This is a genomic window from Sphingomonas sp. YR710 (genome assembly GCF_900101455.1).
GTDB lineage: Bacteria > Pseudomonadota > Alphaproteobacteria > Sphingomonadales > Sphingomonadaceae > Rhizorhabdus.
The window spans coordinates 68720-84328 of the sequence record NZ_FMZJ01000004.1; the positions used below are offsets into that span (position 1 = coordinate 68720).

At 62.5% G+C, this 15609-nt stretch carries 14 protein-coding genes; 5 read left to right on the top strand and 9 right to left on the bottom strand.

The genetic code is table 11. The features are described 5' to 3' along the window. Positions 1–46: 46 nt before the first annotated feature. The gene (locus BLS13_RS06430) at positions 47–1045 is read right to left on the bottom strand and encodes an MBL fold metallo-hydrolase (RefSeq protein ID WP_093450771.1); all 999 of its coding nucleotides are present in this window, start codon (positions 1043–1045) and stop codon (positions 47–49) included. A 347-nt stretch (positions 1046–1392) separates the two neighbouring features. Between BLS13_RS06430 and BLS13_RS06435 the strand changes: the two genes are divergently transcribed. Both BLS13_RS06435 and BLS13_RS06440 read left to right on the top strand, forming a co-directional pair. Then, entirely contained in the window at positions 1393–2199 is an 807-nt protein-coding gene (locus tag BLS13_RS06435) for a hypothetical protein (RefSeq protein WP_093450772.1), read from the top strand. A 181-nt stretch (positions 2200–2380) separates the two neighbouring features. Further along, on the top strand, positions 2381–2932 hold the full coding sequence (locus tag BLS13_RS06440) for a GNAT family N-acetyltransferase (RefSeq protein ID WP_093450774.1): 552 nt from the start codon (positions 2381–2383) through the stop codon (positions 2930–2932). Here the strand turns inward: BLS13_RS06440 and rarD are convergent. The 4 genes from rarD to BLS13_RS06460 form a co-directional block, all read right to left on the bottom strand. Further along, positions 2927–3820 (bottom strand): EamA family transporter RarD, encoded by an 894-nt coding sequence (rarD, locus tag BLS13_RS06445; protein ID WP_256325738.1) that lies wholly within the window; start codon positions 3818–3820, stop codon positions 2927–2929. The genes BLS13_RS06440 and rarD overlap by 6 nt on opposite strands. 179 nt (positions 3821–3999) lie before the next feature. Beyond that, on the bottom strand, positions 4000–4926 hold the full coding sequence (locus BLS13_RS06450) for a TauD/TfdA dioxygenase family protein (RefSeq protein ID WP_093450777.1): 927 nt from the start codon (positions 4924–4926) through the stop codon (positions 4000–4002). A 28-nt stretch (positions 4927–4954) separates the two neighbouring features. Then, positions 4955–6343, bottom strand: coding sequence for an MFS transporter (locus BLS13_RS06455; RefSeq protein ID WP_093450779.1), 1389 nt, complete (start codon positions 6341–6343; stop codon positions 4955–4957). Between the two features lie 9 nt (positions 6344–6352). Beyond that, on the bottom strand, positions 6353–8734 hold the full coding sequence (locus BLS13_RS06460) for a TonB-dependent receptor (protein WP_093450780.1): 2382 nt from the start codon (positions 8732–8734) through the stop codon (positions 6353–6355). A gap of 408 nt (positions 8735–9142) precedes the next feature. Here BLS13_RS06460 and BLS13_RS06465 point away from each other — a divergent pair, with 408 nt between their 5' ends. Continuing rightward, entirely contained in the window at positions 9143–9580 is a 438-nt protein-coding gene (locus BLS13_RS06465; protein ID WP_037526098.1) for an RrF2 family transcriptional regulator, read from the top strand. A 9-nt stretch (positions 9581–9589) separates the two neighbouring features. Here the strand turns inward: BLS13_RS06465 and BLS13_RS06470 are convergent, their stop codons facing one another. Both BLS13_RS06470 and BLS13_RS06475 read right to left on the bottom strand, forming a co-directional pair. Beyond that, complete coding sequence (locus BLS13_RS06470) at positions 9590–10231, bottom strand: RBBP9/YdeN family alpha/beta hydrolase (RefSeq protein WP_093450782.1); 642 nt, start codon at positions 10229–10231, stop codon at positions 9590–9592. A 114-nt stretch (positions 10232–10345) separates the two neighbouring features. Then, positions 10346–11152 carry a transporter gene (locus tag BLS13_RS06475; protein WP_093450784.1) on the bottom strand — a complete coding sequence of 269 codons (807 nt, stop codon included), beginning with the start codon at positions 11150–11152 and terminating at the stop codon, positions 10346–10348. 154 nt (positions 11153–11306) lie between these two features. Between BLS13_RS06475 and BLS13_RS06480 the strand changes: the two genes are divergently transcribed. Both BLS13_RS06480 and mtgA read left to right on the top strand, forming a co-directional pair. Next, a complete protein-coding gene (locus BLS13_RS06480; protein WP_093450786.1) occupies positions 11307–12806 on the top strand; it encodes a hypothetical protein in 1500 nt (499 codons plus the stop codon). A 10-nt stretch (positions 12807–12816) separates the two neighbouring features. Then, complete coding sequence (gene mtgA, locus BLS13_RS06485; protein ID WP_093450787.1) at positions 12817–13512, top strand: monofunctional biosynthetic peptidoglycan transglycosylase; 696 nt, start codon at positions 12817–12819, stop codon at positions 13510–13512. Positions 13513–13514: 2 nt separating this feature from the next. On the opposite strand, the gene BLS13_RS06490 is transcribed toward mtgA, so the two are convergent. Both BLS13_RS06490 and BLS13_RS06495 read right to left on the bottom strand, forming a co-directional pair. Further along, entirely contained in the window at positions 13515–13856 is a 342-nt protein-coding gene (locus BLS13_RS06490; RefSeq protein ID WP_093450789.1) for a YbaB/EbfC family nucleoid-associated protein, read from the bottom strand. Then, positions 13853–15451, bottom strand: coding sequence for a DNA polymerase III subunit gamma/tau (locus tag BLS13_RS06495; RefSeq protein WP_093450791.1), 1599 nt, complete (start codon positions 15449–15451; stop codon positions 13853–13855). Before BLS13_RS06495 ends, BLS13_RS06490 begins: the two co-directional genes overlap by 4 nt. Positions 15452–15609: the final 158 nt, after the last annotated feature.

The window sequence follows — 15609 nt, forward strand, 5'->3', positions numbered from 1 at the left end:
TTTCGCGGCTTGGGGAGGCACCCTTACATCAGTCAACGCTGCTATGTCAGTGGTGGGCAGGCGCGGCGCAATATTTGCTGCGCCCACGATTGGCGCGAAGCATCTCGACATAATATGTCGCCATCCCCTGTGCTCTTTTGCCATCTACCGGATCGTCGCCAAGTAACGGCCTTACCTGCTCGGTCCAGGCAGCGGCGCAGACCGTCTTTGGTTCGGACGATCCGACGCAGGCAATGAACGCATCGAAGCTGTGCCTGTACAGCGCGAACTGCGGCGGAGTCATCGGCGGGCCATGCCCCGGGATCAGCGTACGAAACGGCGTGGCGGTTATGCGCGCGAGCGCCCGTTGCCAGCCTTCGGGGCAGGCCGTATCGAGAAAGGGCGCCGGCAACGTGACAAGATCGCCGGTTACCACGATCCTTGTCTTGCCATCGTAAAGCCAAACATCGCCTGCGGTAGCGGCGTTGGCCGCAAGTCTTACCATCAGCTGCCTCCCGGCGATCCGCAGCGAATGCGATCCGATGACCGTCATGTCGGGCCGCAAGGCCGGGCCGTTGGCGATCGTTGCCATGTCGGCGCGAATATCGTCGCGCGTTGCCGCAGGCAGCGCGGGATCGTTCAGATAGGGTTCCGACTGGCGCACACTGTCTGGCAGAAAACCCGCGAGAGCGCCGTCAATCGCCGCGCTTGCATAGACCCGCAGATGGGGAAACGCCGCCCGCAGCGCTGGATTGCCGCTGACATGATCAAGATGCCAGTGGCTGTTGATGATCGCCGCAATCGGCTTGCCCTCCTCACGGGCCAGCGCGAGAATGGCGTTGCGATGCCAGACGTGCCGGCCAGTATCGAACACGATCAGACCACCAGGCGCGTCAAATATGACGCTATTGCCATCTGGCTGGCGATCCGGAGTGATACCACCGGAGACTGTCCAGACGCCCTTGGCGACCAGAACTGGTACCGGCGGCACTGGTTTCGCAGCGACGCTCGCGATCGCGCCAGACCCCATCGCCAAGACGAAGCTGAATATCCGCCACCATGCCATGACAACCTTCCTGCCCCGCACAACGCAATCGGCGCAGCGTCAGGGCTTCGCGCAATGCTGTCACGGTATTTTCGACGAAACCCTTCAATTCACCGCACCAGAAGCGCATTCCGCCGGAACAGACGGACCCGATCGATGCGCTCTGGGGTTGGTTGCGCATGAGATATGAATATTCCCCGCTCCGCCAGGGCATGACCGCAGCAGCTGCGGTTCTCGCCCTTTCCGCCACCCCGCTGTTTGCGCAGAGCATTGACGCGCCCCCAGCCGATGCATCGGCACCCGTTCTGGTGATACCACCGCCTGCTACGCCCAGTGTCACGACAGCGACCGCACCTGCACCTTCTGTTATGACCGGGTCCGCCACGGTTTCGCCGCTCGCAAGTGCCAACAGCACGCTGGAAAAGGTCGCGACCGAAATCAAAGCAGAGTCCACGGACACGGCACAGCCGGCCGCGACCGCCAAACCCGCACGCGCGACTGCGACCAAACTCGCGGCGGCTCCCCCTTCGACCCATCCTGTCGTGCGGCCGACCCCGGTACAAGCGGACGTGCAAAAAGTTGCGCCACCAGCGGCAGTTGCAGTCGCGCCGCCCATCGTACAGTCGGTGCCTAAGGCTCCACCACAGGCAATCGTGCAGAAGTCGCCGAGCGACGAAACGCTGCCGATCGCCGGCCTAGCTGGCGCTTGCTTCCTGGCCCTGGCCGGCGGCGCATTCGCAATGACCCGCCGTAAGCGGAATCAGGAGGATCTCAACGATCTCAACGAAGCCGCGATCGTGCCGGTCGCAAGCCCGCCCACAAATGCGAGCACCATGCCGGCTTATGCTGCCGCGGATAGCGCGGCCCCGCCGTCAGCCGTTCCTGCGACCACCCTGCCGACCGGTTTCGATATCTCGCGTTTCGGCCGCCATGTGCAGGCTGCATATCGCGGGCCGACACCGGATAATCCGTCGCTATCGCTGAAGAAGCGGTTGAAAATTGCGAGCTTCTTTGACCAGCGCGAGCGCATGGCGGCAGAAGTGCAACTCGATAGGCCCGTCAATTCGCAGGTTGCCCGAACCGAAATCCCGGCCGCCAACCGCAGGACGGACCATGTCGTCACCAAGGTGAGATGGCCGTCGCGCCCCGGGTTACGAACGTCATTTCAAAGCTGAATGTCTAGCCTAACCCCTCGCACGACATCCCGCCGCGCAGATTGCGCGTGGCGGGATGTCGCTCGTTGCGGTGATATCCATACCGCCGCCTCCGTACGCATCGGTATGTTTACGAATGTCCGCGCGCGCTGCATTGCCACATCACCATGGCCAAACCCGCAGCCCACGCACGGAGGACGGCATGACCGCTATCGCCATCGATTGCCCCAAGGATTCGGCGCCCCTGCGCGATTGGAGCGCCCATCTCACGACGCGAACCGGCTACGGCTTCTACGTGCGCCCGGCCCAACCCGGCGACGAGGCCACTTTGGCCGGCCTGTTCGATCATGTCAGCCCAGATGACCTGCGCTTCCGCTTCCTCAGCAGCACGCGCAAGGTGGGCGACACCCAATTGGCAGCGCTGACGCACGTCGATCACCAGCATGCGGAAAGCTTTGTTGCGATCGATTTACCGGCCGACCGCATGATCGCAAGCGCCATGCTGGCCGCCGACGCCGACATGAAGACTGCCGAAGTCGCAATCTCCATCGATTCTGACTATAAAAATCGCGGAATTGGCTGGGTTCTTCTCGAACATATCGCCCGGTATGCGCGCGCCCATGGGGTGAAAATGCTGCAGTCGATCGAAAGCCGAGAGAACCACGCCGCGATCGAGTTGGAGCGCGAAATGGGGTTTACCGCCCGTCCCTTCCCCGAGGATTCCACGCTGGTGATCGTAGAAGCGACGTTATGATCGTTCGGGAATTGCCATCATCCGGGCAGCGCGCCAGCTGCTGATTGCGTAGATCGCCAGACCGCTCCAGATACAACCGAAGGTGAAGAGGTGAATGGGCAGCAGCGGCTCGCCATAAGCGAAGACGCCCAGCAATAATTGCATCGTCGGCGCGATATATTGCAACAGGCCGAGATCGGCATAACGCAACCGCTTGGCCGCGCCGGCAAACATCAGCAAAGGTGCCGTCGTGATTACGCCGCTCAGCGAAAGCAGGCCCAGCGATGGACCGGCCGGCGACATCCCGCTGCCGTTCCAGATCAGCCAGCCCGCGGCGACAGGCGACAATAAGGCAGTTTCCAAGAGCAGCCCTTCGAACGCATCGATCGGCGCCATCTTGCGAACGAGGCCGTAGAGCCCGAACGTCACCGCAAGGGCCAGCGACAGCAGCGGCAGCGCATGCTGCCAGATCGCCAGCCCGGCCACGCCAATGGTGGCCAGCAATATGGCGATACCCGCCGGGCGCGACATGCGCTCGCGCAGAAAAATCACGCCGAGCAAGACGTTGACCAGCGGATTGATAAAATAGCCCAGGCTGGCCTGCACGACATGGCCGCCATTGACGGCACTGACATAAATCAGCCAATTCGCCGCGATCAGGACTGCCGAGGCCGACAACATCGCCATCAGCCGCGCATTGCGGACCGCCCCCCAGATCGCTGCGATGCGCCGCATGGGCCATGCCAGCAGCGCCAGCAGCAGCAAGGACCAGAGGATCCGATTGCACAGAATGTCGACGGGCGGCATCGGCCGCAGCAGCTTCAGGAACACGGGCATCGCCCCGCCCCACAGCAGATAGGCGCCCACCGCCATCATGATGCCCGCACGGGCGGATGTTTGGCGGTTCATTCCGAATGGATGCCTTCACAGTTGCTCGCCGATCCTGATTGTCGATCATATGACGATCGGCAAGGGCCGGCATCCGCATGGTCGACAGATCGAGGAGCTGATGGGCTGTGAAGACACCCCTTCCGGGCCGAAGAGCTGATGCGGGATACCCCGGCGGGAAACGGGGTATCCCGGGAAAATCAGGCGCTCAAGGGCTCCGGCTTGAGCGCGCGGCTCGGCTGGCCGTCGACGCCCACCGGCACGGTGCCGGCGATCGTTACGCGGCGCAGGTTACGGCGTTGCGGCCCGAAATCGGCGACGGCACGGTGCTGGGTAGCGCGATTGTCCCAGATGGCGACATCGCCCGGCTGCCAGCGCCAGCGCACCGTGTTTTCGGGCTTGGTGACATGATCCTGCAAGATGCTGAGCAGCCGATCCGAATCCGCGCCGTTCAGCCCGACGAACTGCTTGACGAAATGGCCGACGAGCAGGCTGCGCTCACCCGTCACCGGATGGACGCGGACAACGGGATGTTCGGTCTCATAGACCGTCGACGCGAAAACCTGGCGATGCTTCTCGAACTGCTCGCGCGATGCGTTCGCAAACACGGCTGCATAGTCATAGGCATTGGTGTGGATCGCGCGAAGATTGTCGACCAGCGCCTTCAGCGCATCGGGCAACTCCTCATAGGCAGTAGCTGTGTTCGCCCACAACGTATCCCCGCCCGCCTCGGGCACCTCGATCGCGCGCAGGATCGACGCTTCGGGATAGTCGGGCACGAAGGTAACATCGGTGTGCCAACTCGATGCGGCATAACCCTCCTTCGAGTCGAGTTCGAGCAGATAGCGCGAACCCTCGGCGACCGGCACCGTAGGATGGGGGACCGGCGTGCCAAGCCGGGCCGCGAAGGCCTCCTGCCCAGCATCGTCGAACCCCTCCTGGTTTCGGAAAAAGATAACCTTGTGGCGGACAAGCGCGTCGCGGATCGCCGCGAGGATTGCATCATCCAGATCGGCCGACAGCGAAATACCGCGGATCTGGGCGCCGATCCGGCCAGCGACAGGCACGATGTCGAGCGGACTTTCGGCCTCATGGGCGTTGACGAAGCGTTGATTGAGGGCAGTCATGGTCGTTCTCCTTGCTTGGTGATGATTGTCAAAGCCGTGGTTCGCGGGCGGCAAGTGCACGGCGGATTTCGGCATGTGCATTGGCATCGATCGGGAAGCCGTGGATCAGCGCCGCCGAAATCAGATGGGCGATCGCCGGGCCCAGGGCGAAGACCAGCAACAAGCCATTCAACGCCGCCGAGCTGTTATGAGTGGAGGCAGGATCGAAGCCGAGCCAGGCAACCAGTGGTAGCGCGATCCCGACGGCCGCGGCCATCGCCGCCTTGATCGAAATGCTGAACACCGAATAGAAGAGCGCTGCGCGATCCTCACCGGTATCGAGCCGATGCTGATCGGCGACATCAGCCACCATCGCCCGCAGCATCAGATTGCCCGACCCTTGAGCGAAGCCCTGCGCGATTGTCAGTATGAGCAGCAGCGGCAGATCATGCGCACCAATCAGCAGCAGCCCGAGATTGATCAGAACCTGGACGAGTTCGCCCAAAACCGCCGTGCGATGCTTGCCGAGGCGCCGACCGATCTGCATCCATATCGGCCCGGCCGCGATCCCGAACACGAATTGCAGCAGGAACAGCCCACTCGCCCATTGTGGCGCGCCCATATAGGCGCTCACGAAAAAGACGAACAGCACGCCGCGGATATTCTGCCCGACCGACACGGCAAAGTCCGATCCCAGCACGCGGAGCAGGAGCCGGTTGCCCGCCACCAGCCGGATCGTGCGACCCAGCGACAGCCGTCGTCCGCCTTCTTGCGGAACGGCAGGCTCGGGGAAGGCGCTCAGGGTCAACACCGCCCCGACGGCCAGCGACAGCACCAGCAGGCCACCCATCGAGGCAAGCTTCAGTGCGGCATCGCCGGGACGAAGCTGATCGATAATCGTCGGCAGGATCAGGATGAGCAGCAACGCCGCCGACCCCACAACCGTCTGGTAGGTCGCGACCCGGGTTCGCTCATGATAGTCGTTCGAAATCTCTCCTGACCAGGCCAGGAATGGGATCTGGATCATCGACCAGCCCAGATAGAAGCCGAACAACGTGAAACCGAGCAGGATCGGCGTCACGCCGAACACGGGAAAGAACAATGGAAGCGCCGAAAGCCCGGTGACGATTGCTCCCGCCGCGATCCAGATGCGTCGGCGACCAAACCGGCTGCGCGTGCGATCGCAGAGCGCCCCGACGATCGGGTCTGCCAGCGCTCCCCACAATTTCTCGATCAGGAAGATCAGCCCGAGTACGCCGATCGGCACACCATAATGCTGGGCATAGATAGCCGGAAGATAGACGTTGAGCGGCATCGCGGCCGCGTAGATCGGCAGGGAAATCGCCGAGAAGGCGAGCAGCCGACCGCCAGGGAGACCGTTTGCCGGAGCAGGAACCGGCCTGGTACGGCCGAGATCGTGAACGAACGTCGTCGCCATATCAGCACCTCACAGCTTGGTACGAAGGGTGACGCCGAAGGTGCGGGGATCGCCGACGAGCCCCGTGATCAGCCCGGTATTGGCGGGCGACAGCGTCTGAAAATACTGTTTGTCGAACAGATTCCGCACCCACAGCGACAGATCCCAGCGGCTGTCGTCGGTGCGCAGGCCGATGCGGGCATTGGCCAGGCCATAGCCCGGCACGCGCGAATAAGCCGAGTTGGTGACCTGGGTGAAGAAGCCCGATCGATGCGCGAAATCGGCATGGCCGTAGATCCACAGCGCATCGATGCCGAGTGGCTGCGCGACATCGGCCGCGAGAGTGTAGGTGAATTTGGGGGCGCCGGCGATCTGCCGGCCGGTGAGATCGGTGGCCGCGCCCAGATTGGCGCTTTCGACCGGGGCCGGCGCATCACGATAGCTGCGATAGACATTGTCCGTATAGGCCAGCGATGCGGTGAGGCTGATCCGGTCATTCGGCTGCGCCTGCGCATCCAGCTCGAAGCCGCGCGAACGGACGGCGCCAACATTCTGAATATACTGTAGATATGTACCAAGATTGGTGAGCGTCGTAATTGCGCTCTGGAAATCCTTAACGTCGGTCCAGAAGCCGGCGGCATTTACGGTCAGCCTCCGATCGAGGAACTGGCTTTTCAGTCCCACCTCGTAGCTATTGACCCGTTCCGGCTGAACGCTGGTCGGCACGACCACGCCGAGCGGGAAGCTGCTCAGGTTGATACCACCCGATTTATTGCCGCGCGAATAGCTCGTATATACAAGCACATCTGGTACTATTTTATAGGCCAGGCTGACCAGACCCGATAGGCTGTTGTCCGCCCGTCCAGCGCTGTAGGCCAGCACCGGATTGAAACTGTCGCGTATCGCTTGCGCGCCAGCAAAGGCGCTGATGTCGAGCCCGCCAACCTGGGCCTGCCGAAAATCGCCCGATTTCGCCTCGTGGGTGAAGCGCAGGCCTGTCGTCAGGCTCAGCGCCTCGCTGATATGCCACGTGCTCTGGCCGAAGACCGCATAGCTCCGGGTTTCGGGTGTCGACGTCGATTGCGCGCGAAACCCGTTGAGCGCCGCATTCCAGGTCGCAAGCGGCAACGGCGATGATGGCGGCCGATACCAGTCTGGCGCCGCCGCACCATAAGCGTTGTCGCCATAGCCGCGCACGATTTGCCAGAAATAATAGGCACCGATCACATAATCGATCTTACGCTTGCCTGTAGAGCCGATCCGCAATTCCTGGCTGAACTGACGCTGCCGGTTCGCCTGCTGGTTGATCGTGAAGATCGGCAACCCCAGCGCGTCGCTGTCATTAGCCGGATTCCAATCCCACCAGCGATAGGCACTGATCGATGTCAGCGCGGCGCCTCCCAGATCCCAGTCGAATTCGCCCGACAGGCCGTAGGACTTCATATTTGCTTGAAAATGGGAATCCGCGTCCGTCTTGCGGGCGAACGGATCGATCGGCAGTGCGGCATAGCCGGCACGGGCGATGCGATCGTAGAAATTGTTCGGGACAGGCGCGCCATTGGCGTAGCTGGTGAACACGCCGACGGGCAACTGGATGCAGCAATGCGCCTTTTGCCGGGCAAAATCGCCGATAAGCCGGATCTGAACATCCGTGGCCGGCTTGACCAGCAATTGCCCGCGGACCGAGAAATTGTCGTAATCATGCGCTTTCTGACCGGTGCGGACATCGTCGATGAAGCCGTCGCGACGGGTCTCGGCGATACTCAGCCGGAAAGCCGCGATGTCGCTGATGATCGGTGCCGACAGCGATCCGCGCAATTGATAGGCGCCATGGTTGCCGATGGTCGCCTCGCCCGAAAACTCGGGCTGAAAGGCCGGTACCCGGCTGCTGATATTGATCGCGCCGGCAGTCGTATTCTTGCCGAACAAGGTGCCTTGCGGTCCGCGCAGCACCTCGACATGATCGAGATCGACCAGATCGAATTGCGTCTGGCCGACCCGCCCATAATAGACATTGTCGATATAGACGCCGACACCGTTCTCGAGCCCGTCATTGGTCAGCGCGACATTGCTGCCGAGCCCGCGAATATTGATATTGGTGTTGCGCGGATTGAAGCTGAATATCTGTATGCTCGGCACAAGTTGCTGAATTTGCCCAAGCGTATAATTGCCCGTCTTCTCCAACGTTTCCTGACCGACGACGCTGAGCGCGATCGGCACGTCCTGCGCCCGTTCGTCCCGGCGCCGGGCGCTGACGATGATATCGGTGTCCGATCCGTCATCCGTCGCATCTGCCAGCACCAGCGGCGCCGTGACGGACGGCTCCCCATAAGCCGGTGCCGTCAGCGCCAGCAATGCGAGCGTGAAAACAGAAGCCGTCGAACGAAAATATGCTGTATCGCTGAAATGCATGATGTCCCCTTGGCGCGACCAGACCCGGCGCGCCCTTCCGCACGGCAACCGCACGGCCAAATTGTCGTTTTTGAAAAGACTTCCGGCCTAAGGCCGACGCTTATGATCGTACTGTCGCATCGCTTTCCCTTCACACGTTGCGGGAACACGACGCCGGATTTTGCCGGACGAACGTGCGCTTTAGCCGTTGTTGACGCGGAGCAAGCTGCTTCCCTTCAAAAGCCGCGGATCGTAATGACAAGGTAGCCCTTGCGATGGCGATGACCGTCCCCATCTGTTAATTCATACTTTGCCGATATGATTAATATGGTCAATTATAGTTTTGGTTTGGGTCGGGCAATCTGGCCTTTGATCGATGCCAGTGATGCGATAGGCGATAGGCCGGAACGAAAAAGGCAAATCCCGAACGTGCTTTCCCAACGCGGCCGTTATGCTCTGAAGGCACTGACCTATCTCGCGCGGTCGGGTAACAAACCCGGGCAGGTCATCGCGATTGCCGAGGCCGAAAATATTCCGCGCAAGTTCCTGGAAGCGATCATGTCCGATCTGCGCCGCGCCAATCTGGTCACCAGCCTGCGCGGCAAATTTGGCGGTTATATATTGGCCCGCCCTGCGAAAGAGATCATGTTCGGGGATATCATCCGCGCGACCGACGGCCCGCTCGCCCTCGTTCCGTGCGCCAGCAAGGCGTTCTACCGCCGCTGCGACGATTGCACCGATGAAGCGACCTGCGCGATCCGCAAGGTGATGGCCGAGGTGCGCGAAGAAGTGAGCGCGATCCTCGATCGAACCTCGCTCGCGCAGGCCGCCGCGATCGGACAAGCGCAGGATGCACCGCCCGCCTGACGATCCGGGCTATTTTGCGCGATACGTCCCGCCGGCGCAGTGCCGACGTCCGGCGATCAGATGGGATGCGGATCGTCTCGCGTCATCGGGCGGAGCCGCACCGAGTTCCGCCAGCATCGCCTGCCCCTCCGGCCATTCACCGAGGCCGCTATCGGCATTGATGTGCCCGAGCGCCCCGATGTCGCGGAAATCGGCACCCCATTGCGCCGCAAAAGCATAAGCGCGCCCGATCGCACTATAAGGATCGTCGGTGCTGGCCACCACGATCGCCGGAAATGGGAAAGTCGTGCGCGGGGCCGGTGCAAAGCGCCGCAGGATCGGGTGGGCATCGGGAAGTTCGACGTCGGGCGGCGCCACCAGCAATGCGCCCGCCACCTGACCACGGCGATCGGCCGAGGCCAAAGCGCACCACCAGGCCACAGCCAGGCAGCCGAGGCTGTGCGCGACCAGAATTACCGGCTCCCGCTCATAAGCGATCGCAAGATCGAGTTTGGTGATCCAATGGCTGCGATGGGGATTGTCCCACGCGCCAAGATCGACGCGATGAACGTCCCCTCGTCGCTCCCATCGGCTCTGCCAGTGATCGGGGCCCGAACCGTACAGGCCCGGAACGGTGAGACAGTTCGGATGAATATGGCTCGATCCCGCCATGGCGCTTCTCCTCACAGGGGTAAGCGCACGTATATTCTACTAATTCAATAGAGAATATAAATTTTGGCTGCCCCACCGGCAAGCTGAACTTTCCCACCGTGAAGCGGGGGAGGTTTAGAAGCGTCTGGACAGGCCGAAATAGACTTCCATATCCGGCGCATCGCGGTTTAGGCCAGCCACCGAACCGAGATCGAACTGGACATTGTCCCCGGGCTGCCAACTGATCGACAGGCTGGCGAGTTGCTGGGTCGATCGCACGGTCGGGTCCGGATCGCGATCGCGAAAGGCCGAATATTCGAACGTGGCCGACACGGCCTTGCTGATTTTCATCGCCACGCCCGCCACCGAGCCAAAAGCGAGGTGCCGGCCGCTGCCATCGGCATCGACCGCGGCGTCAATCTCAGGGGTCAACCCGATCGAAAAACGATCGTTGAGCGCGATCGAAGTCGGCAGGCGCAGCCCGGCGCTCCAGTCGCCCGCCCCGATCGGGGATCGTCCGACGGGAACCGTCGCCGTCGGCATGACCGCTATCGAAAAGCCCGAACCGTCGGGATTTCGCAAATTCTGACGAATGGCCAGCGAAACATCGCCGGTCCGCTGCTGGACGGTCACCGCTCCGGTCGTCCTGTCACGCTTCCGCAATCGTCCATAGCTGGTCCAGCCAAGCTGAACCTCGGTGGTCGGCCCGATCCCGAGCCTGGCCAGGGCATCACCGGCGATGATCTGATCGCTGCGCGTATCGGTGCTCTTGTCGGTCGTCCAGTCGACCAGCCCCACCTCGATCGAAACATGTCCCTGATCGACGATACAGCTGGGTGTCGCCAGGCCCGGCCGATCGGGGCAATAATCGCGCAACTGCGCCGCGACGCCGGGAGTGGACATCGCCGCCAGCGTCACCGCCGCTACACGCCATCCTGGCATCGATTCCTCCCCAAAAGCATTCCCAACGGAAACTGCGACAACCGGGACGTGAGTGCAATAGCGCCCGCCAGTCCAACGGCCGCCTACATCGGCGGCCAAACTTACGATATCCTTACGGGCTGACACGATAGCCGAGCCCTGCTAGCGTAAGATTATGACAGGGGATGCCGCCGCGCGGGAGGCTACGAGTTCGATCAGGGCGATAACCGCGACAGCCCTGGCCTTCATTGCGCTGGCGCTGATCGCGAATGCGTTGCTGCGCGGTTCCTCGCTCGCCGAATATTGGACGGTGGAGCTGGCCGACCGGGCGGCTTATGGGGGCTTTGGGCCGCTGATCGTGCGCGGCTGGCTGCATGACACCCATCCTCCCCTTTTCAGCCTGTGGGCGACCCTGCTGACCACCATCGGCGTGACGTCTGTCCCGGCGGCCCGCCTGTTGAGCAATATACCGCCCTTAGTGTTGATGATCATGGCGGGATCGCGATTGTCTTCGCGGATATCGGGCGAAACCGCATTTCATGCCGCCCTGCTGTTGCTCGTCCTCTCGGTCCCTGCGACAGCCCTGGCCTTCGGCAATTACAATGCCGATTATTGGCAGGTCGCCGCACTGACGATGCTGGTGCAGATCGGCCGTCATATCGCGATGTCTGACGGCGATCTGCGGCGACGCGTGGATCGCGATATCATCCCGATCGCCATAATGGCATCGGCAGGGTCGATCATGCTCCAATATGTGGGGGGCATGCTCGGTGTCGTACTCAGCCTCGCGATCATCCTTTGCGCGATGGCCAAGGGGTTCCGTCGGTGGGCCAAACTACTCAGCATGGCGGTTCTGATCTCCGGGCTCCTGACCTTGGCCTGCGCCTATCTGCAGGCCCGCGTCTGGGCATTGGAGATCGATCATAGCTGGTACGAAGGAGAGGCCGCATCGGCCGCCGCAGTCATCGCGGGGCTGATCCTGGTGGCATTGCTCCATAATCCCCTTCCCTTCGTTGCCCTGAAATGGGTGCGGGACGATTGGACGAAACGCGACAGCGCCTTTGCCGGAATGATATTGGGCGCGCTTGCCGTGGCGTTGTTCCTGCTGTTCGAGATCAATGCCGAAAAACCGGTGATCGCCGAATCTTATCTGGCGGGCCTTCCTGTTCTAATATGTGGCGCCCTCGCGGCACTGGCGGCAAGGCTCGCTCATGAACGCAGGCTCTTCATTCTGTTCGCCGCAATCGCAGTCGCTGTGGTGCTGATACCGTTCGTGGCCCACGGACCGGAGCGCCGCTGGCAGGCCAATGCCAAGCAAATCGGCAGGACCGTCGCCCTATGCCCCACGACGACGGTTTATGCCGCGAGTGGCTGGGTATTGCGCGACGGCATCGCTTTCAAAACGGCGCGTCGCGATGACCCCATATATGCGCGCGGCTACCGCGGGCTTGGCGCAAGCCGGGGCTTCACGCCGCGCATGATCGGGGTTTCAGGTGGGGTGCAGGCCGTGAGCGGCGACTGCCCGACGCTGCTGTGGATCGAGCAGGTGCCACCTTCGATCAACCTCGCGCCATCGCGCATATTGTCCGCAGCCCGGCTCCATGGCCTCGAAAATACGAAATTGACCGTGCTGCGGAGCGAAACCGGTTTGATCGTCCGTTCCGATCGGCAATAAACCGGACGATATGGCCAAAACTTCGCTTCCCCGCCGCCTCCTGCACTGGATCGGTCGCGCGCTCATCATCTTCGTCGTCGGATCGGTCCTATGGGTCGCGATCTACCGGTTCGTCCCACCGCCGATCACGATCACGATGCTCGCCAACGCGGTCGACGGACGCGGTATCACGAAGGACTGGATGAGTCTCGATCGCATGGACCGATCGATGGCACGCGCCGCGATCGCCGCCGAAGATGGCAATTTCTGTACGCATCATGGATTTGATTTCAACGCGATACAGAAGGCTCTTCAAAGTAACATGGAAGGCGAACGCCGGATCCGGGGTGGATCGACGATCAGCCAGCAGACTGCCAAGAACGCCTTCCTGTGGCAGAATGGCGGTTATCTTCGCAAAGCCCTGGAGGCCTGGTTCACCGTCCTGATCGAACTGCTCTGGTCAAAGCACCGGATCATGGAAGTGTATCTCAACATCGCGGAGACCGGCATCGGCACTTATGGCGCCAATGCGGGCGCGATGCGCTACTTCCATCATGATGCCTCGCATCTGAACGCCGTCGAAGCCGCCCGGATCGCGGCCATCCTCCCCCTGCCGAAGAAGCGCGGCGCGGTGGCCCCGACGGGCTTCACCCGCCGTTATGGCGATCGTATCCAGCGCCGGATCGCGATCGTCCAGCGCAGCGGTTATGACGGCTGCCTGCGTTAGGTTCAGTTACCGAACGGCAGCTTGAACCCGGCCGGCAGTGGCAGGCCCTGCGTCATCTTGCTCATCTCCGCATTGGAGACGCTATCCGCCTTGCTGCGCGCATCGTTGAGCGCGGCTGCGATCAGATCCTCGAGCATCTGCTTTTCGGAAGGCTGAAGCAGCGATTCGTCGATGTTGACGCCGATGATCCGGCCCTTGGCGGTGGCGCGAATCGTAACAAGGCCTCCGCCCGAGACGCCTTCCACCTCGAGCTTGTCGAGCGTGGCCTGCGCCTGCTCCATCTGGGTCTGGATCGTCTGGGCCGCGTTCTGCGCGGCAGCGATCATTTCGTCGAGGCTTTTCATGATGCGAGACTCCGTATTTCGGCAACGCTGTAGTCGATCAGTTCGGCCTCGGGGAAGGCCTCCAGTGCCGCGCGAATGATCGGCATCGCCAATACCGCTGCGCGCGCCGATTCCTCATTCGCTTTTTCAACCGCCAGCAGCGTCAGTTCCGCTTCGCCCTCGGTGAGGCTGATCGTCCAGCGCTGCCCGGTCAGGTCGCGGAGGGCCGCCGACAGGTCGGCGACGAATGTCGCGGGCAGGCGCGGATGCGGTGCGATCGCCAGATCAGCGCCGTTCAACCGGATCACGCCGGCATAATCGTGGAACTGCTGGGACAGCAAGGGATGCCGGGTCGCCAGCAGATCATGGACGGCGCGCGTATCCGCCGGCAAGGCGAGCAGCGGGGCCTGGCTTTCGCTCGGTGCCGCCGGGGCCGGAGGCGCCCCCGCCATGGCGAATTCACCGGCCGCCAGCTTGCGTGCGAGTTCGCCCGGATCCGGCAACTGGCTGGCATGGACGATGCGGAGCAGCGCCATTTCGGCGGCCTCGATCGGCATCGCCGCCGATTGCACCTCGCCATGTCCCTTGAGCAGCAATTGCCACAGCCGGTGCAGCGGCGCGAAGCCGAGCTTGGCGGCCCATTCGGCAAAGGCCTCGCGCTCCTCGACCGACAAGGCAGGATCGTCGACGGTGGCCACCTTCGCGCGGGTCACGCCGTGGCAGGTTTCGAGCAGACCGTGGAACAGCGATGCCGGCTCGACCCCCAGATCATGCTGCCCGCGAACACCGTCGAGCACAGCCTTCGCATCGCCGGCAAGCAGATCGCCGAACAGCCGCCGGATCGCGCCGCGATCGGACAGGCCCAGCATGTCACGCACCTGCTGCGCCTCGACGATGCCCGATCCGTGGGCGATCGCCTGATCGAGGATGGACAGGCCATCGCGCGCCGATCCTTCGGCCGCGCGCGCGATCAGCGCCAGCGCCTCGGGCTCGGCTTCGACCTGTTCGGCGGCGACCACCGATGCGAAATGGGCGGCGAGCTTGTCGGCCGGAATGCGGCGCAGATCGAAACGCTGGCAGCGCGACAGCACGGTGATCGGCACCTTGTTCACCTCGGTGGTGGCGAACAGGAACTTCACATGCGCCGGTGGCTCCTCGAGCGTCTTCAGCAGGCCGTTGAACGCGGCCTTGGAGAGCATATGGACTTCGTCGATGATATAGATCTTGTAGCGCGCCGATACCGACGAATAGCGCACCGCTTCGATGATCTCACGGATATCATCGATGCCGGTATGGCTGGCAGCGTCCATTTCGACGACATCGATGTGCCGCCCCTCGGCGATCGCCCGGCATGGTTCGCACACGCCGCACGGATCGATCGTCGGGCCGCCCTGCCCGTCCGGCCCGATGCAATTGAGCGCCTTGGCGATCAGCCGCGCTGTCGACGTCTTGCCGACCCCGCGGACCCCGGTGAGCAGGAATGCATGCGCGAGCCGCCCGCGTTTGATCGCGTTGGCGAGCGTCGTCACCATCGCGTCCTGGCCGATCAGCTCGGCGAAGTTCTGCGGCCGATATTTGCGCGCGAGGACGCGGTAGGGTTGCGTGGATTCGGACATGGGGGGAGTCTAGTGGCTGGGTCCGTAATTGTCGAAGGTCTTCCTCACCAACTCCCCTCCCTGCAAGGGAGGGGCTAGGGGGTGGGTAATGACTGAAGCGGCTCGATGCCGCTGAGGTCATATTTCGCCGGACGTACGGGACGCTCGCTATGCTCGCG

Coding starts and splice junctions, on each gene's coding strand:
- BLS13_RS06430 (WP_093450771.1), bottom strand. CDS start 1,045: ATGGCATGGTGGCGGATATTCAGCTTCGTCTTGGCGATGGGGTCTGGC.
- BLS13_RS06435 (WP_093450772.1), top strand. CDS start 1,393: ATGACCGGGTCCGCCACGGTTTCGCCGCTCGCAAGTGCCAACAGCACG.
- BLS13_RS06440 (WP_093450774.1), top strand. CDS start 2,381: ATGACCGCTATCGCCATCGATTGCCCCAAGGATTCGGCGCCCCTGCGC.
- rarD (WP_256325738.1), bottom strand. CDS start 3,820: ATGAACCGCCAAACATCCGCCCGTGCGGGCATCATGATGGCGGTGGGC.
- BLS13_RS06450 (WP_093450777.1), bottom strand. CDS start 4,926: ATGACTGCCCTCAATCAACGCTTCGTCAACGCCCATGAGGCCGAAAGT.
- BLS13_RS06455 (WP_093450779.1), bottom strand. CDS start 6,343: ATGGCGACGACGTTCGTTCACGATCTCGGCCGTACCAGGCCGGTTCCT.
- BLS13_RS06460 (WP_093450780.1), bottom strand. CDS start 8,734: ATGCATTTCAGCGATACAGCATATTTTCGTTCGACGGCTTCTGTTTTC.
- BLS13_RS06470 (WP_093450782.1), bottom strand. CDS start 10,231: ATGGCGGGATCGAGCCATATTCATCCGAACTGTCTCACCGTTCCGGGC.
- BLS13_RS06475 (WP_093450784.1), bottom strand. CDS start 11,152: ATGCCAGGATGGCGTGTAGCGGCGGTGACGCTGGCGGCGATGTCCACT.
- BLS13_RS06480 (WP_093450786.1), top strand. CDS start 11,307: ATGACAGGGGATGCCGCCGCGCGGGAGGCTACGAGTTCGATCAGGGCG.
- mtgA (WP_093450787.1), top strand. CDS start 12,817: ATGGCCAAAACTTCGCTTCCCCGCCGCCTCCTGCACTGGATCGGTCGC.
- BLS13_RS06490 (WP_093450789.1), bottom strand. CDS start 13,856: ATGAAAAGCCTCGACGAAATGATCGCTGCCGCGCAGAACGCGGCCCAG.
- BLS13_RS06495 (WP_093450791.1), bottom strand. CDS start 15,451: ATGTCCGAATCCACGCAACCCTACCGCGTCCTCGCGCGCAAATATCGG.